The sequence below is a fragment of the Pseudomonas sp. PvP089 genome (assembly GCF_017875165.1).
Taxonomy (GTDB): domain Bacteria; phylum Pseudomonadota; class Gammaproteobacteria; order Pseudomonadales; family Pseudomonadaceae; genus Aquipseudomonas; species Aquipseudomonas fortuita.
In genome coordinates this window covers 221,936-247,345 of sequence record NZ_JAGGME010000001.1, presented here as the reverse complement: position 1 = coordinate 247,345, position 25,410 = coordinate 221,936, and the positions used below count along the sequence as shown (strand labels likewise).

Annotated in this window: 24 protein-coding genes; 2 read left to right on the top strand and 22 right to left on the bottom strand. The window is 62.3% G+C overall.

Translation table 11 applies throughout. The features are described from left to right. The first annotated feature begins 58 nt into the window (after positions 1-58). Positions 59-2,422: a penicillin acylase family protein gene (locus tag J3A71_RS01175; protein WP_096426888.1), complete on the top strand. Its 2,364-nt coding sequence runs from the start codon at positions 59-61 to the stop codon at positions 2,420-2,422. A 34-nt stretch (positions 2,423-2,456) separates the two neighbouring features. Here the strand turns inward: J3A71_RS01175 and J3A71_RS01170 are convergent, their stop codons facing one another. From J3A71_RS01170 to J3A71_RS01085, 18 genes are all read right to left on the bottom strand, one after another. Further along, on the bottom strand, positions 2,457-3,329 hold the full coding sequence (locus J3A71_RS01170; RefSeq protein WP_016489704.1) for a transporter substrate-binding domain-containing protein: 873 nt from the start codon (positions 3,327-3,329) through the stop codon (positions 2,457-2,459). Further along, positions 3,326-4,099, bottom strand: coding sequence for an amino acid ABC transporter ATP-binding protein (locus J3A71_RS01165; RefSeq protein WP_096426889.1), 774 nt, complete (start codon positions 4,097-4,099; stop codon positions 3,326-3,328). The genes J3A71_RS01170 and J3A71_RS01165 overlap by 4 nt, the downstream gene beginning before the upstream one ends. After that, a complete protein-coding gene (locus J3A71_RS01160; protein WP_016489706.1) occupies positions 4,096-4,755 on the bottom strand; it encodes an amino acid ABC transporter permease in 660 nt (219 codons plus the stop codon). The genes J3A71_RS01165 and J3A71_RS01160 overlap by 4 nt, the downstream gene beginning before the upstream one ends. After that, positions 4,736-5,401, bottom strand: coding sequence for an amino acid ABC transporter permease (locus J3A71_RS01155; protein WP_016489707.1), 666 nt, complete (start codon positions 5,399-5,401; stop codon positions 4,736-4,738). Before J3A71_RS01155 ends, J3A71_RS01160 begins: the two co-directional genes overlap by 20 nt. 303 nt (positions 5,402-5,704) lie before the next feature. After that, positions 5,705-6,490 carry a MetQ/NlpA family ABC transporter substrate-binding protein gene (locus J3A71_RS01150; RefSeq protein ID WP_016489708.1) on the bottom strand — a complete coding sequence of 262 codons (786 nt, stop codon included), beginning with the start codon at positions 6,488-6,490 and terminating at the stop codon, positions 5,705-5,707. Positions 6,491-6,665: 175 nt separating this feature from the next. Then, entirely contained in the window at positions 6,666-7,496 is an 831-nt protein-coding gene (locus J3A71_RS01145) for a sigma 54-interacting transcriptional regulator (protein WP_016489709.1), read from the bottom strand. Positions 7,497-7,560: 64 nt separating this feature from the next. Then, positions 7,561-8,142, bottom strand: coding sequence for an alpha/beta hydrolase (locus tag J3A71_RS01140; RefSeq protein WP_096426890.1), 582 nt, complete (start codon positions 8,140-8,142; stop codon positions 7,561-7,563). Positions 8,143-8,436: 294 nt separating this feature from the next. After that, entirely contained in the window at positions 8,437-8,838 is a 402-nt protein-coding gene (locus J3A71_RS01135) for a biopolymer transporter ExbD (protein WP_016489711.1), read from the bottom strand. A 1-nt stretch (position 8,839) separates the two neighbouring features. Further along, complete coding sequence (locus J3A71_RS01130; RefSeq protein WP_060516819.1) at positions 8,840-9,559, bottom strand: MotA/TolQ/ExbB proton channel family protein; 720 nt, start codon at positions 9,557-9,559, stop codon at positions 8,840-8,842. A gap of 30 nt (positions 9,560-9,589) precedes the next feature. Beyond that, positions 9,590-10,390 (bottom strand): energy transducer TonB, encoded by an 801-nt coding sequence (locus J3A71_RS01125; RefSeq protein WP_012274721.1) that lies wholly within the window; start codon positions 10,388-10,390, stop codon positions 9,590-9,592. 383 nt (positions 10,391-10,773) lie between these two features. Continuing rightward, on the bottom strand, positions 10,774-11,763 hold the full coding sequence (locus J3A71_RS01120; protein WP_016489713.1) for a sulfate ABC transporter ATP-binding protein: 990 nt from the start codon (positions 11,761-11,763) through the stop codon (positions 10,774-10,776). Positions 11,764-11,766: 3 nt separating this feature from the next. Beyond that, positions 11,767-12,639, bottom strand: coding sequence for a sulfate ABC transporter permease subunit CysW (cysW, locus tag J3A71_RS01115; protein ID WP_016489714.1), 873 nt, complete (start codon positions 12,637-12,639; stop codon positions 11,767-11,769). Positions 12,640-12,650: 11 nt separating this feature from the next. Continuing rightward, positions 12,651-13,469: a sulfate ABC transporter permease subunit CysT gene (cysT, locus tag J3A71_RS01110; protein ID WP_012274724.1), complete on the bottom strand. Its 819-nt coding sequence runs from the start codon at positions 13,467-13,469 to the stop codon at positions 12,651-12,653. A gap of 203 nt (positions 13,470-13,672) precedes the next feature. Then, positions 13,673-14,680 (bottom strand): sulfate ABC transporter substrate-binding protein, encoded by a 1,008-nt coding sequence (locus J3A71_RS01105; RefSeq protein ID WP_096426891.1) that lies wholly within the window; start codon positions 14,678-14,680, stop codon positions 13,673-13,675. Positions 14,681-14,728: 48 nt separating this feature from the next. Continuing rightward, positions 14,729-14,911, bottom strand: a complete 183-nt coding sequence (gene oscA, locus J3A71_RS01100; protein ID WP_016489716.1) for a sulfur starvation response protein OscA — start codon at positions 14,909-14,911, stop codon at positions 14,729-14,731. A 249-nt stretch (positions 14,912-15,160) separates the two neighbouring features. Continuing rightward, positions 15,161-18,214, bottom strand: a complete 3,054-nt coding sequence (locus tag J3A71_RS01095) for an efflux RND transporter permease subunit (protein WP_016489717.1) — start codon at positions 18,212-18,214, stop codon at positions 15,161-15,163. Further along, on the bottom strand, positions 18,211-19,278 hold the full coding sequence (locus J3A71_RS01090) for an efflux RND transporter periplasmic adaptor subunit (protein ID WP_016489718.1): 1,068 nt from the start codon (positions 19,276-19,278) through the stop codon (positions 18,211-18,213). Before J3A71_RS01090 ends, J3A71_RS01095 begins: the two co-directional genes overlap by 4 nt. Continuing rightward, the gene (locus J3A71_RS01085; protein WP_016489719.1) at positions 19,275-20,363 is read right to left on the bottom strand and encodes an efflux RND transporter periplasmic adaptor subunit; all 1,089 of its coding nucleotides are present in this window, start codon (positions 20,361-20,363) and stop codon (positions 19,275-19,277) included. The genes J3A71_RS01090 and J3A71_RS01085 overlap by 4 nt, the downstream gene beginning before the upstream one ends. A 297-nt stretch (positions 20,364-20,660) precedes the next feature. On the opposite strand from J3A71_RS01085, the gene J3A71_RS01080 reads away from it, so the two are divergent. After that, a complete protein-coding gene (locus J3A71_RS01080) occupies positions 20,661-21,116 on the top strand; it encodes a transposase (protein WP_023047984.1) in 456 nt (151 codons plus the stop codon). Between the two features lie 64 nt (positions 21,117-21,180). Here the strand turns inward: J3A71_RS01080 and J3A71_RS01075 are convergent, their stop codons facing one another. From J3A71_RS01075 to J3A71_RS01060, 4 genes are read right to left on the bottom strand one after another with little or no spacing between them, the layout of a single operon-like run. Continuing rightward, positions 21,181-22,074 carry an ABC transporter permease subunit gene (locus J3A71_RS01075; RefSeq protein ID WP_016489721.1) on the bottom strand — a complete coding sequence of 298 codons (894 nt, stop codon included), beginning with the start codon at positions 22,072-22,074 and terminating at the stop codon, positions 21,181-21,183. After that, a complete protein-coding gene (locus tag J3A71_RS01070) occupies positions 22,071-22,991 on the bottom strand; it encodes an ABC transporter permease subunit (protein ID WP_016489722.1) in 921 nt (306 codons plus the stop codon). Before J3A71_RS01070 ends, J3A71_RS01075 begins: the two co-directional genes overlap by 4 nt. After that, the gene (gene potA / locus J3A71_RS01065) at positions 22,988-24,130 is read right to left on the bottom strand and encodes a polyamine ABC transporter ATP-binding protein (protein ID WP_016489723.1); all 1,143 of its coding nucleotides are present in this window, start codon (positions 24,128-24,130) and stop codon (positions 22,988-22,990) included. The genes J3A71_RS01070 and potA overlap by 4 nt, the downstream gene beginning before the upstream one ends. A gap of 59 nt (positions 24,131-24,189) precedes the next feature. Continuing rightward, complete coding sequence (locus tag J3A71_RS01060) at positions 24,190-25,284, bottom strand: polyamine ABC transporter substrate-binding protein (protein ID WP_016489724.1); 1,095 nt, start codon at positions 25,282-25,284, stop codon at positions 24,190-24,192. Positions 25,285-25,410 lie beyond the last annotated feature (126 nt).

The window sequence follows — 25,410 nt, the reverse complement described above, 5'->3', positions numbered from 1 at the left end:
TTCGCGAATCCACCGATGATCGGACCACATTTTCTGCTTGAACGCACAAGGAGTCTGCATGAAGCGCAGCCTGACCCTGTTGGCCGTGGTTGTGGCCGTAGCCGCTGGCGTCGGTTACTGGTACGTGCAGGGCAAACTGCCACAGCGCGAGGGCGAGGTGGCTATGGCCGGCCTGCAAGCGCCGGTCAGCGTGCGCTACGACGCCCGCGGCGTGCCGCACCTGCAAGCGCAGAGCGAGCCAGACCTGTATCGCGCCCTGGGCTATGTGCATGCCCAGGACCGGCTGTTCCAGATGGAGATAATGCGGCGCCTGGCCCGTGGCGAACTGGCCGAGGTGCTTGGCGACAAGCTGCTACCCACCGACACCCTGTTCCGCAGCCTGCGCATTCGCGAGCAGGCCGCCCTGATGGCCAGCCGTCAGGACCCGCAGTCACCTGCCTGGCAGGCCCTGCAAGCCTACCTCGACGGGGTCAACAGCTGGCAGGCCAGCCATCCCAAGCCCATGGAGTTCGACCTGCTCGGCATCACGCCGCGTCCGTTCACCGCCGAAGACACTCTGAGCATCGCCGGTTACCTGGCCTACAGCTTCGCGGCCGCGTTTCGCACCGAGCCCGCACTGACCTACATCCGCGACCAGCTGGGGCCTGAATACCTGAACATCTTCGACCTCGGTTGGCAGCCCGAAGGCGCCCTCGGCACACCACTGGCCGCTGCCGATTGGCAAAGCCTGGAGGCCCTCGCCCGGCTCAGCCATGACGCACTGGGCGAGGCCGGTATCCCGCAGTTCGAAGGCAGCAACGCCTGGGCAGTGGCCGGCAGCCATACCCGCAGTGGCAAGCCGCTGCTGGCCGGCGACCCGCATATCGGCTTCGCGGTGCCCGCGGTGTGGTACGAGGCCGAACTGTCAGCACCCGGCTTCAACCTGTATGGCTACTTCCAGGCGCTCAACCCGTTCGCCTTGCTGGGCCATAACCGCGACTTCGGCTGGAGCCTGACCATGTTCCAGAACGACGACCTCGATCTGATCGCCGAGCGCACCAACCCTGCCGACCCCAACCAGGTCATGGTCGACGGCAAATGGCAGGCGTTGCAAAAGACCGAACAGCAGATCGCGGTGAAAGGCGAAGCGCCGGTGACCCTCAGCCTGCGCCGCTCGCCCCATGGCCCGATCGTCAACGACGTGCTGGGCGCCACGGCCGGGTCAACGCCAATCGCCATGTGGTGGGCGTTTCTGGAAACCGAAAACCCGATCCTCGAAGGTTTCTACCAGCTCAACCGTGCCGATACCCTGGGCAAGATGCGCGATGCCGCTGCCAAGGTTCACGCGCCGGGGCTTAACTTTGTCTGGGCCAATGCGGGTGGCGATATCGGTTGGTGGGCGGCGGCAAAGCTGCCAATCCGCCCCGACGGCGTCGACCCGGCATTCATCCTCGACGGTGCCAGCGCGCAGGCCGACAAGCTCGGTTTCTACCCTTTCAACGTTAACCCGCAGCAGGAAAACCCGGCCCGCGGCTATATCGTCTCGGCCAACTACCAGCCGCCGGCAGCGGTGCCGATACCGGGTTACTACAACCTGCCCGACCGTGGCCGCCAACTCGACCGACAGCTGGCCAACCCTGATGTGAAATGGGATACGCAGAACAGCCAGGCACTGCAGCTGGACACGGCCAGCGATCACGGTCCACGCACACTTGCACCGCTGCTGGCAACGCTGCGCGCGGTGGCCGAAGGTGACGAAGAAAAGGAGCTGGTCGAGCAGCTGGCTGCCTGGCGCGGCGACTACCCGCTGGACTCGACCAGCGCCACGTTGTTCAACCAGTTCCTCTACGAACTGGCATTCGCGGCCCTGCATGACGAACTGGGCGACACGTGGTTCCCGGTACTGATCAGCACCCGCGCCATCGACGCCGCCTTGCCACGCCTGGCCGCGGATGCCGACTCACCCTGGTGGAACACCCGCGGTGGCAACCAGCGTACCGACCGTACCGCAGTCGTGCGCACGGCTTGGCAGAGCAGCTTGAAGCACTTGCGTGACGCCCTGGGCAGCGACCCGGCCCGCTGGCAATGGGGCAAGGCGCATACCCTGACCCACAACCACCCGCTGGGGGTAAAAAAGCCGCTGAACCTGCTGTTCAACGTCGGGCCGTTCGCCGCCCCCGGTACCCATGAAGTGCCCAACAACCTCTCGGCGAAGATCGGCCCGGCGCCATGGCCGGTGACCTATGGGCCGTCGACGCGGCGGCTGATCGACTTTGCCGATGCCGGGCAGGCACTGACCATCAACCCGGTCGGGCAGAGTGGCGTGCCGTTCGACAGGCATTATGCAGACCAGGCCAAGGGGTATGTGCAGGGGCAGTATGAGCGGGCGCAGATGGGGGTGATTCCGGCGCAGAGTACCCTGAGGCTGGTACCGGGTGGGTGATCGATGGGGCCGCAAAGCGGCCCCAATTACACGGTCAGCCCTGCCACTTGCCCCCTTCGACAATCACGCTTTCCGGCTTGGTGTCATCGCTCAGTTCCTTGCGCACATACTGGTCATACAGTTTCAGCAGAAACTTCTCTTCCCCCAGCTTGGCCAGCTCGGCATTCACCCAGTCACGCAGCTCGGTGTTGCCCTTCTTGACCGCTGGCGCAATCGGCGCTTCGTCACCCAGCAGCTGCGGCAGCACGCGGTAGCCCGGGTTCTGCTTGGCCCAGCTGAACAGGATCAGGTTGTCCTGGGCATAGGCATCGCCACGGCCAGTGGCCAGGGCTTGCAGCGACTCGCTGTTCTTCTCGAACTTGAGCAGTTTCCACTCAGGGTGGTGCTTGGTCAGCCAGATGTCGGCCGTGGTGCCGGTGGTGACGATGATGGTTTTGTCGGCCAGGTCGTCAAGCTTCTGCACCGGGCTGCCATCTGCAACGATGGCCTGCACGGCAACGCGCAGGTTGGGGTTGGTGAAGTCCACCGCTTCCTTGCGCTCCGGGGTGACGGTCATGTTGGCGAGGATCAGATCGACCTTGTCGCTCTGCAGGAACGGAATACGGCTGGCCGGTTCCACGGCAACGAACTCGACCTTGTTTTCATCACCCAGCAGGTCCTTGGCCAGGCGCCGGCCGATGTCAGTGTCAAAGCCCACATAGCGGCCTTTTTCATCGACGAAGCCAAACGGCGGTTTGTCGGTGAACACCCCGACAATCAGCTTGTCGCGGGCCTTGATGGTTTCCAGGTAGCTGGTGGCTGGCGACGCCGCTGCCGGCTTGGGCGGTTCTTCGGCCTTGTTGCAACCGGCGAGCAGGGCCAGGCCGAACAACGGCGCCAGCAGTTTGGTGAGGTTGGCAGTTTTCATGACAGTTCCTTGTGCAGTGTCTTTGGCAGGCTTTCTACGAAGGAGAATTTCTCCAGGAACTGCTGCGCGCGTGCGGTCTGCGGTTTGGTGAAGAAGCTCTCGGGGTCGCCTTGTTCAAGGATCCTGCCGGCCTCCATGAACACGATGCGGTCGGCCACCGCGCGAGCGAAGGCCATTTCGTGGGTAACGATGAGCAAGGTCATGCCGTCGCGGGCCAGGCCCTGGATCACTTGCAGCACCTCCTTGACCATTTCCGGGTCGAGGGCGGCGGTAACCTCGTCGAACAGCATCACCTCGGGGTTCATGCACAGTGCGCGCACGATGGCGATGCGCTGTTGCTGGCCGCCGGACAATTGCCGGGGGAAGGCGTCGCGTTTGTCCAGCAGGCCGACCCGCGCCAGCAGCGCCTCGGCCTGGGCCTGGGCCTCGGCGCGTTCGCGTTTTTGTACCTTGAGCGGGCCAAGCAGCAGGTTGTCGATCACGCTCATGTGGCCGAACAGGTGATAGCTCTGGAACACCATGCCCACCCGCTGGCGGACGTGGCGCCAGTCGGTGCGCGGGTCAAGCAGCTCTAGCCCGCCCAGCCGCAGGTGGCCACTGTGGGCCTGCTCCAGGCCGTTCAGGCAGCGCAGCAGCGTGCTCTTGCCGCAACCGCTGGGGCCGAGGATGACCACCACTTCGCCGGCCGCCACCTTGAGGTCGACGTCCTTGAGCACCTGGTGCTCGGCAAAAAACTTGTTGAAACCCTGGAATTCGATCAATGCGCTCATGAGTGTGCCCAGCGGCGTTCCAGCACGCGCGAAGCGGCGGACAGCGGATAACAGATGATGAAGAAGAACAGGAACAAGGCGCCGTAGATCAGCACCGATTCGTAGGTGCGTTCGATGATCTGCTGGCCGGCCTTGATCACCTCGACCACGCCGATCAGCACCGCCAGCGAGCTGGTCTTGATGATCCGCGTGTAGATGTTGATGGTCGGCGGGGTCATGCGCTTGAGTGCCTGGGGCAGCAACACGTAGCCATACAGCTGCCAGCCGGCCAGGCCGATCGACAGCCCGGCCTCGCGCTGGCCACGTGGCAGCGATGCCAATGCACCGCGCACTACCTCGCCCACCTCGCTGGCGCCCCACAGGGCCAAAACCAGCACGGCGCACCAGAAGCTGGGGATGCTCAGGGCAAAGAAGATCGGCAGGCCAAAGAACACCAGGTACAGCCAGACCAGCACCGGGATGGCGCGGAACAGCTCCAGGTACACCTGCAAGACGATGTTCAGGGCACGGTTGCCCACGGTTGCCAGCACGCCGTACAGCACGCCACCCAGCGTTGCGAACAGGATGCCCAGCGCCGAGATGGCCAAGGTCTGCGCGGCGCCGCCAGCCAGCTGCGGCAACGCCTGCAGCAACAGTTCAGATGCCGAACTGGCCATGTTGCAGCCTCCTTTCCACGTAGCGCAGCAGCAACGACAGCGGCAGGAACAGCAGCACGCAGAGCAAGGTCAGCACGGTGAGCATTTCGTAGGTCTTGTAGTACAGCGCGATGTAGTTCTTGGTGGTATAGAGGATTTCCGGCACGGCCACCGCCGACACCACGGTGGTTTCCTTGAGCAGGAAGATGAAATTGGCAAACAGTGCCGGCAAGCTGAGGATAGTGGCCTGGGGCAGCACCACATGGCGCAGTAGCTGGCCCTCGGACAGGCCGATGGAGCGCCCGGATTCGAGCTGGGCGCGCGGCACGGCCTCGATGCCGGCCCGCAACACCTCGGTGAGATAGGCACCGCCCATGAAGGTCATGGTGATGATCGCTGCGCTGAAACCGGAAATTTTCAGCCCCAGGCTCGGCAAGGCGAAATAGACGAAGAACAGCTGGATCAGCAGCGGCGTGTTGCGCGCCAGCTCCACGTAGGCTTTGACCAGTCGCCACAGGTAGGGGGTGCGTAGTACCAGCAGCGTGGCATTGACCAGGGCGACCAGTAGCGAGGTGGCAATGGCGATCAGGCCTACCTGCAAGGTCACGCCCACGGCCTTGAGGAAGGCGGGTAACGTGCTGAGGATGAATGCGGTGTCGAGGGTCATGGGTAGAGCAAGTCTGCAGGGTGCGCGGGGCACGATTGCTAGACTCTAATGATCTAAAAAATTTTTAATAAATACCTTTATTGCATATGCATATCACCAAGCATTTTTCACCGGGCATACATCCTGGGGCTGCTTTGCAGCCCAATCGCGACGCAAGGCCGCTCCCACAATGGCCCGCGTACGCCGAACCCATGTGGGAGCGGCCTTGCGTCGCGATTGGGCCGCAAAGCGGCCCAAGATACAGAAACAAAAACGCCGACACAGGGGTGTCGGCGTTGGGTTATGCAGGGTATCGCAAGCGAATCAGAACGCCGGCAGCACAGCCCCCTGATACTTCTTGGCAATGAATTCCTTCACTTCCGGGCTGGTCAGGGCCTTGGCCAGTTTCTGGATGGCTTCGCTGTCCTTGTTGTCCGGGCGGGCAACCAGGAAGTTCACGTATGGCGAGTCAGCGCCTTCGATCACCAGCGCATCCTTGGCCGGGTTCAGGCCGGCTTCCAGCGCGTAGTTGGTGTTGATCATGTCCAGGTCAACCTGGTCCAGCACACGCGGCAGCATGGCCGACTCAAGCTCGCGGAACTTCAGCTTTTTCGGGTTTTCGGCAATGTCCTTGGGGGTGGCCAGGGCATTCTTCGGGTCTTTCAGGGTGATCAGGCCAGCCTTCTGCAGCAGGATCAGGGCGCGGCCGCTGTTGCTGCCTTCGTTAGGGATGGCCACAGTAGCGCCTTCCTTCAGCTCAGACAGGTTCTTGATCTTCTTCGAGTAGCCACCGAAGGGTTCGACGTGTACGCCGATCACCGTTTCCAGGTGCGTGCCCTTACCTTCGTTGAAGCTCTTCAGGTAAGGCAGGGTCTGGAAGTAGTTGGCGTCAAGGCGCTTCTGGTCCACCTGCACGTTCGGCTGCACGTAGTCGGTGAAGACCTTGATTTCCAGGTCCACGCCTTCCTTGGCCAGAGCAGGCTTGATCAGCTCAAGAATCTCGGCGTGGGGTACCGGGGTAGCGGCAACCACCAGTTTCTCGGCGGCGGCGGCCAGGCCTGAGAACGACAGGGCAGCGGCCAGGGCGGTGGTCAGCAGGGTCTTCTTCATGGTGGTCCTTGTTCTGAATCTGGGCCATCGGCGATGGCGAATCGGGTGCCCAACCGGTTCACCAGCGGGCGTGAGGCGGACAATACCTAGATTTTTTATTCCGTAACAATATCTTTTATTTAGCTGCTTATTCCAAAAACAAAATGCCACCAGCCACTTTGCTTATGAGCGATGTCTAGCCCGCGGTGTTGGGCAAGTCGAGGTCCTCAGGCTGGATCTCTGCGCCGTCATTCACCAGCAAGGCAAAGTGAATGACGTTCTCCAGTTCGCGGGTATTGCCAGGCCAGAAATGCGCTTCCAGCACCTGCTGCGCAGCCTCGCTTACCAATGGCACAGGCCGCTGCAGACGCGCGCTGTAGATGCCCACAAAATACTCGGCCAGCGGCAGGATATCGCCCGGCCGCTCGCGCAGTGGCGGCAGTTCCAGCGCACCCTCGCGCAAGTACTGGTACAGGCGCTCGTTGAAACGCCCGGCACGTACCACGCGCGCCAGGTCGATGCTGGTGGCGGCGACCAGGCGCACATCCACCGGCTGTGGCTGCTGTGCGCCAACCCGGGTGACCTCGCGGTTTTCCAGGGCCGCCAGCAGCTTGCCCTGGATGGCCAGCGGCAAGTCGGCAATCTCATCCAGGTACAGCGTGCCGCCGTTGGCCGAACCGAACCAGCCGGCGCGGCTGCTGGCCGTACCGCCATGGCTGCCGGCGCTATAGCCGAACAGCTCGGCATCGGCGTAAGTGGGGCTGATGGCCGCACAGTTGACCGACACGAATAGCCCTCCACGGTCGCTGGCACGATGGATCTGCCGGGCCAACAGTTCCTTGCCGGTGCCGGTTTCGCCCCGGATCAGCACGGGCAAGGGTTGCGGTGCCAGACGCTCAAGGTCTTCACGCAACTGCTGCGAACGCGGGTCGATGAACACCAAGGCCTTGGCACGGATGCTCAGCGGGCTTTTGTCCAGCTCAGGGAAGGTCAGCAGTGGCTGGCCAAACGGGTGTTGAAGCGTCATGACGAACTCCCGCCCCAGGCCTGCAATGGCCGGGCGTCAGGTAAACGGTAAACAGCAAGGGGTGTCAGGCGCGACGCAGTGCGCGCTGCTCAACCCGGCTCTGCAAGCGATACAAGTAGGCGAAGCCTTGTTCCCAGCGCTCATGCCCGGACTTGACGTTGATGTGCCCGGCATTGCTCAGCAACCCCGCTTCGGCGCCCCATGCCTGGGCCAGGTACAGCGCCCGCGGCACGCTCACGGCCGGGTCGTTGTCCGAGCTGACTACCTGGCTGGGAAACGGCAGCGCTTCGCCAGGGATCGGCGCAAAGTTACGCAGGGCTGGCGCGCAGGTGGGGCGCTCGACGTCTGCCGGCGCCACCAGCAGTGCACCACGCACCCTGCGCAGCAAGGCCGGGCTGGCCTGCGCGGCCCAATGGGCGACAGTGATGCAGCCAAGGCTGTGGGCAATCAGGATCACCGGCGCACGCTCGGCGGCAACCGCCTGCTCCAGCGCCCGCACCCAGACCTGACGTTGCGGGGTGAGCCAGTCGTGCTGCTCGACCCGCGCACTGTTGGGCAGGGTACGCTGCCAGTGACTCTGCCAATGGTTGTCTGGCGATCCTTGCCAGCCCGGCACAATCAGGTAACGAATAGACTCATTGCGCATGGGGACGCCTCCAGTAGTTTGCGTGCTTGGAGACAAGTATAGGGAGGGAGTTATATTCGTAAAGGAATAAGAAGCTATTTATTAATAACTATATGTAATTTATGCCGATAGCCCTATCGCCGGCAAGCCAGCTCTCACAGGGACTGCACAAAGCCTGAGGGCAGCACAATACCTGGGGGCGCTGGCTTGCCGGCGACAGGGCCCTCACAGGCAAAAAAAAGGGCCTACCCCTGCCAAGAGATATGGCCCCAACGCACTTGCGTGAGTCACTTGCCTGAAGAAGTTTTGCAGCCATCAGCGCGCGGTGATCACCGCCAGTTTGCTGATCCCCGCACGTTCGATGGCTGCCATGGCCCGCGCCACTTCGCCGTAGTTCACGCCGTCATCGGCCTGCAGTTGCACGCGAACGTTCGCGTCCTTGTCCTTGGCGGCCTTGAGGTTGGTCTCCAGCAGGTCAGGCTGGATCTGGTCCTTGTTGATGAACAGCTTGCCCTCGCCGTCGATGCTGACCACCAGTGGGTCCTTCTGCTCCACCGGGGCAACGGCCTCGGTCTTGGGCAAGTTGATGGGGATGGCATTGGTCAGCAGCGGCGCGGTGACGATGAACACCACCAGCAACACCAGCATGACGTCTACCAAGGGCGTGACGTTGATTTCACTGAGGACTTCGTCGCTGTCCTGGGTCGAAAAGGCCATATCAGGACGCCTCCTTTACCGGCTGGGTGAAACCAGCCTGGGTTTTTTGCACAGCGGGGTGCACCAGCACGCGGAAGGCACTCTTCTGCGCCAGGCTGTAGAAGTCGTGGGCGAAGTCATCCAGGTCGGCGGCGGTCAGCTTGAGGCGACGCAGGAAGTAGTTGTACACCAGCACCGCAGGCACCGCGACGGCGATGCCCACCCCGGTAGCCACCAGTGCCGCACCGATGGGCCCGGCGACGGTTTCCAGGCTGGCGGAGCCGGCCGCACTGATGCCCTTGAGCGCTTCCATGATGCCCCACACGGTGCCGAACAGGCCGATGAAGGGCGAGGTGCTGCCGATACTGGCGACCACCGCCAGGCCGGTTTCCAGCGAGCGGCGCTCACGCACGATCTGCTGGCGCAAGGCGCGCTCCAGGCGGTCCTGGTGGTTGATGGCGTGGCTCAGGTCGTTGGCCTGGGTATCGCCAACGGCAATCGCGGCGTAGCCGGACTGGGCAACGCGAGCAGCCGGCCCGGGCAGCTCATGGCTGAGTTCAGCGGCCGAGTCCAGGCTGGAGGCAGCCCAGAACTGCTTATGAAAGCGCTTGTCCTGGTTTTTAAGCCGCACGAACTGCGCAACCTTGACCAGGGCCAGGCCCCAAGTGACGACAGAAAAACCGACCAGCAGCCAGATGACTGCGCTTTCAACGGATTCGAGAGGGGATGCCAGCAGGCTCATGATGATGTCTTCCTGTGTTCTGCGAAATAGTTAGCGAAGCTTGAAATCGATCGGCACGCTGACCCAGCCGGTCTGGGCCACATCGCCCTGCTTGGCGGGTACGAAGCTCCAGCGCTTGACCGCGGCCAGCGCGGCAGCGTCGAGGGCGTCACGGCCACTGCTTTTCTGTACCTGGATCTGCCCGGGCTTGCCGCTGGGCAGCACCTCTACGCGCAACAGCACGGTGCCTTCCCAACCACGGCGCTGGGCCATTTGCGGGTATTCCGGTGCCGGGTTCTTCAAGTACGCGGCGTTGGCCGATGCCGGGGTTATCGGGGCCGGCGCGGGTGGCGCAGGCGCAGGCGGTGCGGGGGCGGCCACCGGCGCTGGCGGTGGTGCTTCGACCGGCTTGGGCTGTGGCTTGGGCGCTTGCTTGACCACAGGCTTAGGCACGGGCTTTGGCTTGGGTTTGGGCTTGGCGGCCAGTTCGTCTACTACCGGTGGTGGCGGTGGTGGCTCGACCACGGGCGGCGCGGGCGCTGGCGGCGGAGGCTCGACCACAGGCGGTGCAGGCGCAGCAAATTCGATAGTCATGGGCGGCACCTGTGGCGGCACCACCGGCAGTTCGGGCGTTGGCGCCTGGCTGACCCAGTACGCTGCGGCGCCATGCAGGGCCAGCACCAGCAGGCCCAACACCAGCTTGTCGCGGCGCTTGAGACCGCTGACGGGCGTGCGTTGCAGGCGCAGCTGGCCAAGCGGGAGGCGAAGCGTGCGTCCAAGCTCGACCAGGTCACCCGGGGCCGGGCGCCATGGCTGGTCGTAGGCCCTGACGGCCGACTGGACATTACCCATTGATCAAACTCCTGGGGTCTCGATTCAGGTGTGTGGCTGAATCATCGGGGCCAGAGGCTTATCTCTTAAAGTAATGTTTAAAATTATGGTTAGAACTTAATTGAATATTGTTTTTGAGGGGGGCCGTGAAAGCCACGGATTGCGTGGGCTGCGGCTTTCATGGCTAAAGGCTATGCATTGGGGGCATGCAAAATATTCGCGTAAGGCATGAGATTGCCGCGAGGGCTGCGCCCTCGATCGCGACGCAAGGCCGCTCCCACAGGAAATTGCAGTTCCCTGTGGGAGCGGCCTTGTGTCGCGATGGGCTGCGGAGCAGCCCCGGCAATCCGACAGGCATAAAAAAGCCCGAGACCAAGCCCGGGCTTCTCATCATCAAGGGCAGATCAGATATCCGCCACCTTCTGCCAAACCTTCGGCCGGAAGAACAACGTCTCTCCCCGCGCCAACCCGGTCAGGCTGTCATGGTCCTTGACCACCTCGGCCTCGATCAGCTCGCTCTGCCCTTCCACCTTCAACGTTACCCGCGTGGTAGCGCCCAACGGCCGGATATCCCGCACCTCGGCAGCATGGTGCCCTTCGGTCTCATGCCGTGACAACGACACCTCATGCGGGCGGAACAGCACATGGTGCCCTTCGCTCAGCGCCAGGCGGTTGGAGTCGCCCAGGAAGTGGTAGACAAAATCGTTGGCCGGCTGCTCGTACACCTCGCCCGGCGAGCCGATCTGCTCGATCACGCCCTTGTTCATGACCACGATGCGGTCAGCCACTTCCATGGCCTCTTCCTGGTCGTGGGTGACGAATACCGACGTCAGGTTGATGTCCTCGTGCAGCCGCGCCAGCCAACGCCGCAGCTCCTTGCGCACCTTGGCGTCCAGCGCACCGAACGGCTCGTCCAGCAGCAGCACCTTGGGCTCCACTGCCAAGGCGCGGGCCAGGGCAATACGCTGACGCTGGCCGCCAGACAACTGCTCCGGGTAGCGGTCGGACAACCAGTCCAGCTGCACCATGTTCAGCAACTCGTGCACTTTCTCGGCGATCTTGCTCTCGCTCGGGCGCTCGCCCTTGGGCTTCATGCGCAGGCCGAAGGCGACGTTGTCGAACACGCTCATGTGGCGGAACAGCGCGTAGTGCTGGAACACGAAACCGACGTTGCGGTCACGCACGTCGTGGCCGGACACATCCTCGCCATGGAATACGATGTTGCCCTGGTCCGGGGTTTCCAGGCCGGCAATGATGCGCAGCAGGGTGGTCTTGCCACAGCCGGACGGGCCAAGCAGCGCCACCAGCTCGCCGCTGTTGATGTCCAGGTTGATGTTGTTCAGGGCCTGGAAGCTGTTGAAGCGCTTGCTGACATTACGAACTTCGATCGACATGAATCATTCCTCCGCGGCGCTGTGGCGCAGGCGGTTAATACGGTTCTCGCTCCACTGCTTGAGCAGCAGGATGAAGAGCGCCAGGATCAGCAACAGGCTGGCCACGCTGAAGGCCGCGACGTGGTTGTACTCGTTGTAGAGGATCTCCACATGCAGCGGCAAGGTATTGGTCACGCCACGAATGTGGCCCGACACCACCGACACCGCGCCAAACTCGCCCATGGCCCGTGCAGTACACAGCACCACGCCATAGATCAGGCCCCATTTGATGTTGGGCAAGGTCACGTGCCAGAACATCTGCCAGCCATTGGCGCCCAGCAGGCGCGCAGCCTCCTCTTCTTGCGTGCCCTGCTCCTGCATCAGCGGGATCAGCTCACGGGCCACAAACGGCACGGTGACGAAGATGGTCGCCAGGACAATGCCCGGCAGGGCGAAGACAATCTGGATGTCATGGTCCTGCAGCCAAGGCCCGAACAGGCCCTGCGCGCCGAACATCAGCACGTAGACCAGGCCGGCGATTACCGGCGATACCGAGAACGGCAGGTCGATCAGGGTGACCAGGATACTTTTGCCACGGAACGTGTACTTGCTGACGCACCAGGCGGCGCTGACACCGAACACCAGGTTCAACGGTACCGAAATGGCTACGGCGAGCAGGGTCAGCCTCAGCGCCGACAAGGCGTCAGGCTCGAAGATCGCCTCGAAGAAGGTGCCAAAACCGTTCTTCAGCGCCTGCGACACCACGATCACCAGCGGCAGCAGCAGGAACAGGGCGAACACCAGCCAGCCAAGGCCGATAAGAATGCGCCGCGACGTAGCACTGCCACGGCGGGCGGCGTTGGCGGCGGCGCTTGCACTCAGGGATGAACTGGACATGCCGGCCTCCTTCAAGGGGTTTCGATGCGGCGCTGCAGCAGGTTGATCAGCAGCAGCAGGATGAAGGAAACCACCAGCATCAGCACGCCGATGGCGGTCGCGCCGGTGTAGTCGTACTGGTCGAGCTTGACCATGATCAGCAGCGGCAGGATCTCGGTCTTCATCGGCATGTTGCCGGCAATGAAGATCACCGAACCATACTCGCCCACACCGCGGGCGAAGGCCAGGGCAAAGCCGGTGAGCCAGGCCGGCAGCAGCGCTGGCGCCAGTATATGGCGGAACACCTGCAGCGGTTTGGCCCCCAGGCAGGCAGCGGCCTCTTCCACTTCACGCGGGATGTCGGCCAGCACCGGCTGCACCGTGCGCACCACGAACGGCAAGGTGACGAAGGTCAGCGCCAGGGTGATGCCCAACGGGGTGTAGGCAATCTTGAAGCCAAGGTCGGTCGCAAACTGGCCAACCCAGCCCGCAGGCGCGTACAGGGCGGTCAGGGCGATACCGGCAACGGCGGTGGGCAGGGCGAACGGCAGGTCGATCATCGCGTCGATGATCTTGCGCCCCGGGAAGGTGTAGCGCACCAGCACCCAGGCCAGCAGGGTGCCGATCACCCCGTTGATGATGGCGGCGAACAGGGCGGTGCCGAAACTCAGCTTGAGTGCAGCGATCACCCGCGGCGCACTGATGATGTTCCAGAACTGCTCCCAGGTCAGCTGCGAGGCATGAATGAACATGGCGGCCAGCGGTATCAGCACGATCAGGCTGAGGTACACCAAGGTGTAGCCCAGCGTCAGCCCGAAGCCGGGTATGACGGGGGAAATACGACGTGACATAAGTATCCCTGGTTGAACGCACTAAGCCCGGAATCAATCCCGGGCCGGTGCAAGCTTTTGAATCCTGGGGATGCGTTGCAGCCCATTCGCGGCACAAGGCCGCTTCCACAGGGATCGCGGTTCCACAGGGGATCGCGGCTCTTTGTGGGAGCGGCCTTGTGCCGCGAATGGGCCGCAAGGCGGCCCCCGCTTTTCCTTGGCGTTTACTGTGCCTGATAGATCTGGTCGAACACACCGCCATCATTGAAGAATTTGGGTTGTGCAGTTTTCCAGCCACCGAAGTCCTTGTCGATGGTTACCAGGTCCAGTTTCGGGAATTGCTTGCCGAACTCGGCAGCGACCTTCTCGTCACGCGGGCGATAGAAGTTTTCGGCGGCAATCTTCTGGCCGGCCGGGCTGTACAGGTGCTTGAGGTATTCGGTGGCAATTTCGGTATTGCCCTTCTTCTCGGCGTTCTTGTCCACCACCGCCACTGGCGGCTCGGCCAGGATCGACAGCGAAGGTACGACGATGTCGAACTTGTCGGCGCCACCGTCTTCCTTCAGCGCCAGGAACGCTTCGTTTTCCCAGGCCAGCAACACGTCGCCCTGGCCGTTGTTGACGAAGGTGATGGTCGAGCCACGGGCGCCGGTATCCAGCACCGGTACGTGCTTGAACAGCTCCTGCACGTAGGCCTTGGCCTTGTCTTCGCTACCACCGGTCTTCAGGCCATAGGCCCAGGCGGCCAGGAAGTTCCAGCGCGCACCGCCGGAAGTCTTCGGGTTGGGGGTGATGACCGAAACGTCCTTCTTGATCAGGTCGCCCCAGTCCTTGATGCCTTTCGGGTTGCCCTTGCGCACCAGGAACACGATGGTCGAGGTGTACGGGGTGCTGGCGTCCGGCAGACGGGTCTGCCAGTTGTCCGGCAGGGTCTTGCCAAGCTTGGCAACTTCGTCGATGTCGCCGGCCAGGGCCAGGGTCACCACGTCGGCGCGCAAGCCGTCGATCACCGCACGGGCCTGCTTGCCCGAGCCGCCATGGGATTGCTGGATCTTCACCTTGTCGCCCGGGTGGGCCTGCTCCCAGTGCTTGATGAACTCGGCGTTGTACTGCTGATACAGCTCGCGGGTCGGGTCGTAGGACACGTTCAGCAGTTCGTAGTCCTTGGCGATGGCGGAACCGGCAAAAACAGCACTGGCCAGGGCGGCGAGCGCATAACGGCGGATGGACATGGTGAAGCTCCCGATTGGCATTTTTCTAATTTTGGATGTAAGGCGTGCTCAGCCGGACTTGTTGCCGGGCTGTTGCAGGCGGAACTTCTCCTTGCGCTCGATCTGTACGACCTGAGCGTTGTGCACAGTGATCTCCACCGCACCAAACCGCAGGTCGCGCAAAGCGCTCTGGATTTCACGCAGAATGGTGGCTTCGTCCTGACCGTCGATGCTACGCAGAGATGCACTCATGCTCGTTCTCCTTGGAGTGAGGGTGCCGGGCAGAGGTTTGAAGGGGATTTGCGCCTGGCTTGAGGGCAATAGTAGTGAGGCGGAGTTATTCTTAAAAATACTGTTTAAGAATGTTTATATAACCAAATAAAAATCGCGATTCAGCAGCCGACGCAAAGCCCTGTGGGAGCGGGTTCACCCGCGAATGCGAGGGTGGAGCTACCGTCGCATTCGCGGGTGAACCCGCTCCCACAGGGTCCGTACAAGGCTTCAGTTTTGTTTCTGCGGCTCACGAATCTTGTACCAGGCCACATACAGCGCCGGCAGGAACAGCAGCGTCAGCAGCGTTGCCACGATGATCCCGCCAATCATGGCGTAGGCCATCGGCCCCCAGAACACCTCGCGGGCGATCGGGATCATGCCCAGGCTCGCCGCCGCCGCAGTCAGCAGGATCGGCCGCCGACGATGGTTGGTGGCTTCCACTACCGCATCCCAAGGCGAGAAGCCCTGGGCTTCGAACTCGTCGATCTGGGTCACCAGAATCACCGAGTTACGAATGATGATGCCCGCCAGCGCCAGGATGCCGAGGATCGCCACGAAGCCCATCGGGGTACCGGTGGGCACCAGCGCCAGCACTACACCGATCAACCCCAGCGGCGCCACGCTGACCACCAGGAACAGCTTCTGCACGCTGTGCAGCTGGATCATCAGGAAGGTCGCCATCAGGAACAGCATCAGCGGAATGACCTTGGCGATCGGGCCCTGGGCCTTGCTGCTCTCCTCCACCGTACCGCCTGTGGCCACTTCGTAACCGACCGGCAGCTGGCTGGCGAACTCATCGATCTTCGGCTTGAGCTGCGCCACCAGGTCGGTGGGCTGGATCTCGCCAGTGACCGAAGCCTTGAGGGTGATGGTCGGCTTGCGATCCCGGCGCCACACCAGCGGCTGCTCCAGCTCGTAGCGCACGGTAGCGAATGACAGCAGCGGGATCGAAGTACCATTGGGGGTGAGAATCTGCAGGTTCTGCAGGGTATCGGGCGAGCCGCGCTCACTGTCTTCGGCCCGCGCGACCACGTCCACCAGGTAGATGTTGTCGTTGACCTGGGTGATCTGCACGCCACTGACGATGCTGTTCATCACATTGGCCACGTCTTCCGACGACAGCCCCAGCTGGCGTGCCTTGTCCTGGGCGATTTCCACCCGCAGCACCTTACCCGGCTCGTTCCAGTCGTAGATCATCTCGCCGATGTGCTTGTTCTGGTCAAGCAAGGTGGCCAGTTCGATCGCGTGCTTGCGCACCTGATCGATATCAGGACCACTGACCCGGTACTGGATCGGCCGCCCTACAGGCGGGCCCATTTCCAGCGACTGCACATTGGAGCCAATGCCGACGAACTCTTCATGCAGGATCTTCTGCAAACGCTCCATCATGCCCTGGCGCTCTTCGAAGCCTTTGCTGACAATCACCAGCTGTGCGTAGTAAGGGTTCTGCAACTGCTGGTCGAGGGGCAGGTAGAAGCGGACCGCACCCTGACCAATGTAAGTGCTCCAGTGCACCAGGTCCGGGTCGTCCTTGATCCGCGCCTCGAAGCGGTCGACCACCTTGCGCGTTTCCTCGATCGAGGCGTTCTGTGGCAGGTTGAGGTCGACGAGAATTTCCGGGCGGTCCGAGGACGGGAAGAACTGGTTCTGCACGAAGCGCATGCAAAAGAGCGCCAGCGCGAACAGCACCACGGTACCGATGATGGTCAACCAGCGGTTGCGCATGCACCACAGCAACCCGCCTTCAAATGCCCGCCCGACACGGCCAGGCTCGGCCTCATGGGCCTTGACCTTGTCGCTCTTGAGAATATGCACCCCTAGCACCGGCGCAAAGAACACTGCCACCACCCAAGACACGATCAGGGCCACGGCGATCACCGCGAACAGGGTGAAGGTGTATTCACCCGCGGAGCTGGCGTTCAGGCCGATAGGCACAAAACCCGCCACGGTCACCAAGGTGCCGGTCAGCATGGGAAAGGCTGTGGAGGTGTAGGCGAATGTCGCCGCCTGCTCCTTGCTTTCGCCCATTTCCAGCCGCGTGACCATCACCTCCACGGTAATCATCGCATCGTCCACCAGCAGGCCAAGCGCAATGATCAACGCCCCCAGCGAAATCCGCTGCATGGTGATGCCGCTGTACTCCATGAACACGAACACCATGGCCAGCACCAGCGGGATCGAACAGGCCACCACCAGGCCCGCACGCACGCCGAGGCTGACAAAACTGACGGCCAGCACAATCACCACTGCCTCGAACAGCGCACTGGTAAAGCCGCCGACCGCTTGCTTGACCACCACGGACTGGTCCGACACGGTGTGTACGCCGACACCTATCGGCAAATCCTGGACCACTTTGTCCATGCGCTTTTTCAGCGCCTCACCGAACACCTGGATATTGCCACCGGCCTTCATGCCGATGGCCAGGCCCAACGCCGTCTGGCCGTTGTAGCGGAACATCGGTGAAGGCGGGTCGACGTATCCGCGCTCGATGTCGGCGATGTCGGCCAGGCGGAAGAAGCGGTCGTTGATCCTCAGGTTGACGGTTTGCAGGTCCTTTTCCGAGGCAAACTGGCCGGAGGTACGCACCGAAATACGTTCCGGGCCGGCCTCGATGACGCCAGCCGGGGTCACCGCGTTCTGCGATTGCAGGGCCTGCATCACCTGGCGCTGGTCAATGCCCAGGGCGGCCAGCTTGCGGGTGGAGAAGTTCAGGTACAGCACTTCGTCCTGAGTGCCGACCAGCTCGATCTTGCCGATGTTGGGCACATCGCGCACCTCGGCCCGGGCCTGTTCCACGTAGTCACGCAGTTGGCGCAAGGTCAGGCCGTCGGCGGTAAAGGCATAGATCGAGCCGAATACATCACCGAATTCGTCGTTGAAACCCGGGCCCTGGATGCCCGCCGGGAATTCGCCACGAATGTCCTGGATCTTCTTGCGCACCTGGTACCAGATATCCGGAATGTCCTTGGCCTTGGTGGTGTCGCGCAGGTAGACGTAGACCGTGGATTCACCGGGGCGGGTGTAGCTCTTGGTGTAGTCGAGCGAGTCGAGTTCTTCGAGCTTTTTCTCGATGCGGTCGGTGACCTGGTACAGGGTTTCGTCCTGGGTCGCGCCGGGCCAGCGGGTCTGGATGACCATGGTCTTGATGGTGAATGACGGGTCTTCCTCGCGCCCGAGGTTGAAGTACGAAAAAATCCCCATCAGCAGGCCAACGAACATCAGATACCACACGAATGACTGGTGCTTGAGCGCCCATTCGGAGAGGTTGAAGCTTCCTTTCATTGCGCATCCTCGTCGAAGGTGACCTTCTGGCCAGGCTTGAGGCTGTTCACACCCGCGGTAACCACGCGCTCGCCGGGCTGCACGCCTGACGTCAGCACGATGCTGTCGGCGGTACGCTCGATCAGCTCCACGTCACGGGTTGCCACGGTCTTCTGCTGCGTATCGATCACCCACACCTGAGTCTTGCCGTCACGCTCCAGCAACGCGCTCAAGGGCAGCTCGCTACGAGGCGTCACTTCAGAACTCAGGGTCACGCTGATGGCAGTGCCCAGGTGGAACGCCGCTGGCGTGCTGGCCAGCGTCAGGCGGGCGCGGCGGGTACGGGTGGTGGCGTCGGCCTGGGGTTCCAGTTCGCGCAGGCTGGCCGTGGTGCTGATGGTCGGGTCGAGTTGCGAGGCAACGGTGAAGGTCAGGCCTTTGCTCAACTGCTCAGCCAGCCCGATCGGCAGGTCGATTACCGCTTCTTTCACATCCGGTCGGGCCAAGGTCACCACCGCTTGGCCGGCCGTAACGGTTTGCCCGGCTTCGGCCTGCCATGCGGTGATCACGGCGGCGTGGTCGGTGCGCAAGGTGCTGTAGTCGAGCTGGTCGCGAGCCTGGCTGAGCGCAGAGCGCGCCTGCTCCAGCGCCGCACTGGTGGTTTTCAGGTTGGTCTGGGCGATATCCAGCTGGGCCTGGGCACCAACGCCACGGTCATACAGCTGTTGCTGGCGACGGGCATCGGCCTGGGCGTTGATCCACTGCGCCTGCACCTTGGCCAGGTCGCCTTCGGCGGCGCGCAGCTGGTTCTGCTGGTCGGTGGGGTCGAGGGTGGCCAAGGTGTCGCCGGGCTTCACCTGGGCGCCCACATCCAGCCAGCGCCGGGCAATGCGCCCGGAAACCCGGAAGCCCAGGGTGCTTTCGAAACGCGCCTGGATACTGCCGGCGAAGCGGCCCAGTTGCGCCTGTACCTGGGGTTCGACCTTGACCGACAGCACCGGCCGAACCGGCTCGGGGGCCTCTTCCTCGCTACTGCAGCCAGCCAGCAATACGCCGGCCGACAGCATCAGCAGCAGGCGCTTCATAGCTCACCCCCTTGGGCCTTGGCGTCGACCTTTTGCACCTGCATGCCGGGGTGCAGCAGCTGCCCACCCGTGACCACCACGGTTTCACCGCCCTTCAGGCCACTGGCGACCACAATCTTGCCGGTGAGGTAACGGCTGACTTCGACTTTGCGCAATTCCACCTTGTCGCCCTCGCCCACCACCCACACGGCGGGGTCATGCAGGGCCTTGGTCAGTGCCGACCACGGCAGCTCGATGCTGGGCCGGCCCTGAGCATTGGTGGTGGCGGTCACGGGTGCGCCCAGTTGCATACCTGCTGGTACGTCCTTCAGGCCTACCTTGACCTGCACCGTGCCGCTTTGCGCAGACACCGTGGGCGTGATCTCGCGCACGAAGCCATGCGCCTGGACCTTGGGGTCGTCCAGCAGGCTGACGATCACCCCCGCATCGCTGGGCGGCGCTACCAGCAGTGATTCGTAGACGTTGAACACTGCATCGCGGTCGCCGTCAGTGGCCAGGCTGAAGATTGGCATGGTCGCCTGCACCACCTGGCCAACCTCGGCCTGGCGCTCGGTGATGACCCCGGCGGCCTCGGAGACCAGTGCGGTATAGCTGAGTTGTTCGTTGGCGTTAGCCAGTTGCGCCTGGGCGGCCTTGAGCGCGCTCTGGTTACTGCGCAGCGCGGCTTCGGCGGAATCGTACTCGCTCTGGCTGGTGTAGCCCTTGGGCAACAGTTTTTGCTGGCGCACAAAGGCCGCGCTGGTCTGGGTAACCCGCGCCTGCGCGGCAAACACCTCGGCCTTGGCCGAGTTGACGTTGTTCTGCAGGTCTTTCGGGTCCAGCCGGGCCAGCACCTGGTTGGCCTTCACGTGATCGCCCACGTCCACGCTGCGCGAAATGATCTTGCCGCCAACCCGGAATGACAGGTCGGTCTGCACCCGCGCCTGTACGTCGCCGGTCAGGGTAACCCGGGCAGCGAAGTCGGTGGGCTGGACCTGCTGCACACCAACCCGAGGCAGCGTCTCGGGGACCTCTTCCTTGCTACAGCCAGTGAGCATGTAAAGCAGCCCCAGGCAGACGACCGACAACGGACGTATCAACGCCATGCTGGCTCCTTGCTTGTGCACAAATGATTTGTGGAATGCGACTGTGAGCGTAGTTCAGGGTTCGATAAACATCACTGACGCGCATCACTCCGGCATTTTCACAGCCTGTGCCGGCCTCTTCGCGGGTGAACCCGCTCCCACAGAGATCGTGCATAGGCTGAATCCTGTGCAGTACCTGTGGGAGCGGGTTCACCCGCGAAAGGGCCGGTCCTGCCATATCCAGAAATCATCTGCTTCCCTGGGGGTGCAACACAGCCACTACCTTGGGATGTTGATCTCTATTCAAGGAAGAACCTGATGCCCAGGGCCCAATCCCATCTGCTTCGTCGTGGTCGCTATTCAGAACTTGGCAGGCTGTATCTGCTGACCACTGTTACCCATCAGCGCAAGCCGCTATTCGATGACTTCCACCATGCCCGGTTAGTCATTCACCAATTGCGGCAAGCCGATCAAGAGCACGCCTGCCGCTCACTGGCGTGGGTGCTGATGCCAGACCATCTGCATTGGCTGATCGAGCTGAAAGGAACAACACTGGCTACCCTGATGCGCAGGTTCAAGTCCCGCTCCAGTCTCGCATTACATCAGGCAGGGGTTAAGCATGACCCGGTATGGCAGCCTGGGTATCAGGACCGGTCATTGAGAAGGGAGGAAAGCATGGTGCATGTAGCCCGGTACATTGTTGCCAATCCATTGAGGGCTGGATTGGTCAGAAGTGTCCGGGAATATCCACACTGGGATGCAGTATGGCTTTGATTCGATGCTGGAGCCTTCGCGGCGGTTCGGCGCGAAAGGGCCGAACCGCCGCGAAAGGGCCGGGTCAGGCCGACGCAGCCACCTGTGTCGGGCGCTTGACCTGCGGCTGCGAAGCGTTGGCCGCAGCGCCTTCCTCGATCGCCTGCTGAATCGCCTTGCGACGACGCTCTTCGCTGCGGCGGCTGAAGTACCAGACAAAGAAGGTCACCAGCGACACCGACAGCAGGATCAGGCTGGCCACGGCGTTGATCTCCGGCTTCACGCCCAGGCGCACTGCCGAGAACACCTCCATCGGCAAGGTGGTCGAGCCCGGGCCGGACACGAAGCTGGCCAGCACCAGGTCGTCCAGCGACAGCGCGAACGACATCATGCCGCCTGCTGCCAGCGATGGCGCGATCATCGGGATGGTGATCAGGAAGAACACCTTCCACGGCTTGGCACCCAGGTCCATCGCCGCTTCTTCGATCGACAGGTCCAGCTCACGCAGGCGTGCCGACACCACTACCGCCACATACGCTGCACAGAACGTGGTGTGGGCAATCCAGATGGTGACGATGCCGCGCTCCTGGGGCCAGCCGATCATCTGCGCCATGGCCACAAACAGCAGCAACAGCGACAGACCGGTGATCACTTCAGGCATTACCAGCGGCGCAGTGACCAGGCCACCGAACAGCGTGCGGCCCTTGAAGCGGGTGACCCGGGTCAGCACAAAGGCCGCCAGGGTACCCAGCGCCACCGCTGCCACCGCCGTGTAGCAGGCGATTTCCAGCGAGCGCATCACCGAACCCATCAGCTGGGTGTTGTCGAGCAGGCCGACGTACCACTTGATCGACCAGCCCCCCCACACCGTCACCAGCTTGGAGGCGTTGAACGAGTAGATCACCAGGATCAGCATCGGCAGGTAGATGAACAGCAAGCCAAGCACCAGCATCAGCTTGGAGAAACTGAAGCGTTTCATGCGCGGCCCTCCATTTCTTTGGCCTGGCTGCGGTTGAACAGCAGGATCGGCACGATCAGGATCGCCAGCATCACTACCGCCAGCGCAGAAGCTACCGGCCAGTCACGGTTGTTGAAGAACTCTTGCCACAGCACCTTGCCGATCATCAGGGTTTCCGGGCCGCCGAGCAGTTCTGGGATCACGAACTCGCCCACCACCGGGATGAACACCAGCATGCAGCCGGCGATGATGCCGTTCTTCGACAGCGGAACGGTAATCTTCCAGAAGCTGTTGAAAGTGCTCGAGCCCAGGTCGGATGCAGCCTCGAGCAGGCTCGGGTCATGCTTCACCAGGTTGGCGAACAGCGGCAGGATCATGAACGGCAGGTACGAATAGACCACGCCGATGTACACCGCCAGGTTGGTGTTGAGGATCTGCAGCGGCTGGTCGATCAACCCGGTCCACATCAGGAAGCCGTTGAGCAGGCCGTTGTTGCTCAGGATACCCATCCAGGCATAGACGCGGATCAGGATCGCGGTCCATGTCGGCATCATGATCAACAGCAGCAGGACGGTCTGGGTTTCCTTCTTGGCGTTGGCAATGGCGTAGGCCATCGGGAAGCCGATCAGCAGGCACAGCAGGGTGCTGAAGAAAGCCATCTTCAACGAGCCCAGGTAAGCCGAGAGGTACAGCTCATCCTCGGTCAACAAGCCATAGTTGGCCAGGTTGAGCACCAACTGGATCTTGTCTTCGACGTAGCTGTAGATCTCGGTATACGGCGGGATCGCCACGTCGGCTTCGGCGAAGCTGATCTTCAGCACGATGAAGAACGGCAGCATGAAGAACAGGAACAGCCAGATGAACGGCACGCCGATCACCACGTGCCGCCCCCGCGGGGTGAGGCGCTGGAAGGCTCGCTTGAGCTTGCGCAGTTTCATGACCGCAGTACCACGCCGCTGTCGTCTTCCCACCACACGTACACTTCATCGCCCCAGGTCGGGCGGGTACCCTGGCGCTCGGCGTTGGCGACGAACGACTGCACAACCTTGCCGCTCGGCAACTCCACGTAGAACACCGAGTGGCCACCCAGGTAGGCGATGTCATGCACCTTGCCGCGCGACCAGTTGTGCTCGAAATCCGGCTGCTTGGTGGTTACCAGCAGCTTTTCCGGGCGCAGGGCGTAGGTGATGTGCTTGTCTTCCACCGAGGTGGTGATGCCATGGCCCACGTAGATCTTGCGCTCAAGCTCCGGGCTGGCAATGATCGCGTAGCCTTCGGCATCATCGACCACATCACCTTCGAAGAGGTTGACGTTACCGATGAACTCGCACACCAGGCGGCTGGTCGGCGTTTCGTAAATGTCCACGGGCGAGCCGATCTGGGCAATCCAGCCCAGGTGCATGATGGCAATGCGCTGGGCCATGGTCATGGCCTCTTCCTGGTCGTGGGTCACCATCACGCAGGTCACGCCCACCCGCTCGATGATCTCCACCAGTTCCAGCTGCATCTGCGAACGCAGTTTCTTGTCCAGCGCCCCCATCGGCTCGTCGAGCAGCAGCAGCTTGGGGCGCTTGGCCAGCGAGCGGGCCAGGGCCACACGCTGACGCTGGCCACCGGATAACTGGTGCGGCTTGCGCTTGGCGTACTGAGTCATGTGCACCAGCTTGAGCATCTCCTCCACGCGGGCATCGATCTCGGCCTTGGGCATCTTGTCCTGCTGCAGGCCAAAGGCGATGTTCTGCGCCACGGTCATGTGCGGGAACAGCGCATAAGACTGGAACATCATGTTGATCGGCCGCTCGTAGGGCGGCATGTCGGTGATGTCGACGCCATCGAGGAAGATTCGCCCTTCGGTCGGGCGCTCGAAGCCGGCCAGCATGCGCAGCAAAGTCGATTTGCCAGAACCGGAGCCACCCAGCAGGGCAAAGATCTCGCCTTTGCGGATTTCCAGCGACACATCGTCTACGGCGATGGTTTCGTCGAATTTTTTCGTGACCCGGTCGATCTTGACCAGCACCTGCTTGGGTTGCTGGCCACCCTCGAGGGCTTTCTTATAGGCACCGGAGGCAACTGCCATGAGTGAAACTCCCAACAAGATTTGTGTGCCCGCCCCTGCTTTGCGGCGGGCCTGGATTGTTACTTGCCCGACTTGACCTTGGTCCAGCTGCGGGTCATCAAACGTTGCACCTTGGGTGGCAACTCACTGTTGACGAACATCTTGTCCAGCACTTCCTGCGGTGGGTATACCGCGGCGTCAGTCCTCACGGCCTGGTCCATCAGGTCGCCAGCCTTGGGGTTCGGGTTGGCGTAACCGACGTAATCACTGACCTGGGCGATAACCTCAGGTTTCAGCAAATAGTTGATGAAGGCGTGGGCCTCTTTGACGTTCTTGGCATCCTTGGGGATCGCCAGCACGTCGAACCAGAGGTTGCCGCCTTCCTTGGGAATGGCATAGGCCAGGTTCACACCCTTCTTCGCTTCTTCAGCGCGGGCCTTGGCCTGGAACACATCTCCGGAGAAGCCTGCCGCGACGCAGATGTCGCCGTTGGCCAGGTCGGTGATGTACTTGGACGAGTGGAAGTAGGTCACGTACGGGCGCACGGCCAGCAGCTTCTGCTCCGCTTTTGCATAATCCTTGGGGTCGGTGCTGTTGGGGTTGAGCCCCATGTAGTTGAGTACCGCCGGCAGCATTTCGTCCGCCGAGTCGAGGAAGGCCACGCCGCACTTGGAGAGCTTCTTCATGTTCTCGGGTTCGAACAGCACGGCCCAGGAGTCGATGGTGTCCACGCCCAGCGCGGCCTTCACCTTGTCGACGTTGTAACCGATGCCGTTGGTGCCCCACAGGTAAGGCACGGCGTACTGGTTGCCCGGGTCGTTCTTTTCCAGGCGCTTCATCAACCCAGGGTCCAGGTTGGAATAATTGGGCAGCAGGTTCTTGTCGAGCTTCTGGAACGCGCCCGCCTTGATCTGCTTGCCGAGGAAATGGTTGGACGGCACCACCACGTCATAGCCGGTATTACCGGCCAGCAGCTTGCCTTCCAGAGTTTCGTTGGAATCGAACACGTCCTGCACGGGCTTGATGCCCGTTGCTTTCTCGAAGTCCGCGAGTGTGGTCGGGCCGATATAGTCGGACCAGTTGTAGAAGTGCACCGTAGGCGCCGCTTGGACGCTGCATGCCAGCGTCAGGCCCGCACCAGCCATCAAGGCCTTGCGGTATACAGAAATAGACAAGTGGGTGCTCCTCACAATCAGTGCCTGGGTCGCGACAATGCTGCCGCACACGCAAAACCGGCGCGCAACTTACCTTCGCAGCTTCGATGCCGCAATCAACAATTGCCTTTCACTGGCTCTGGGCCG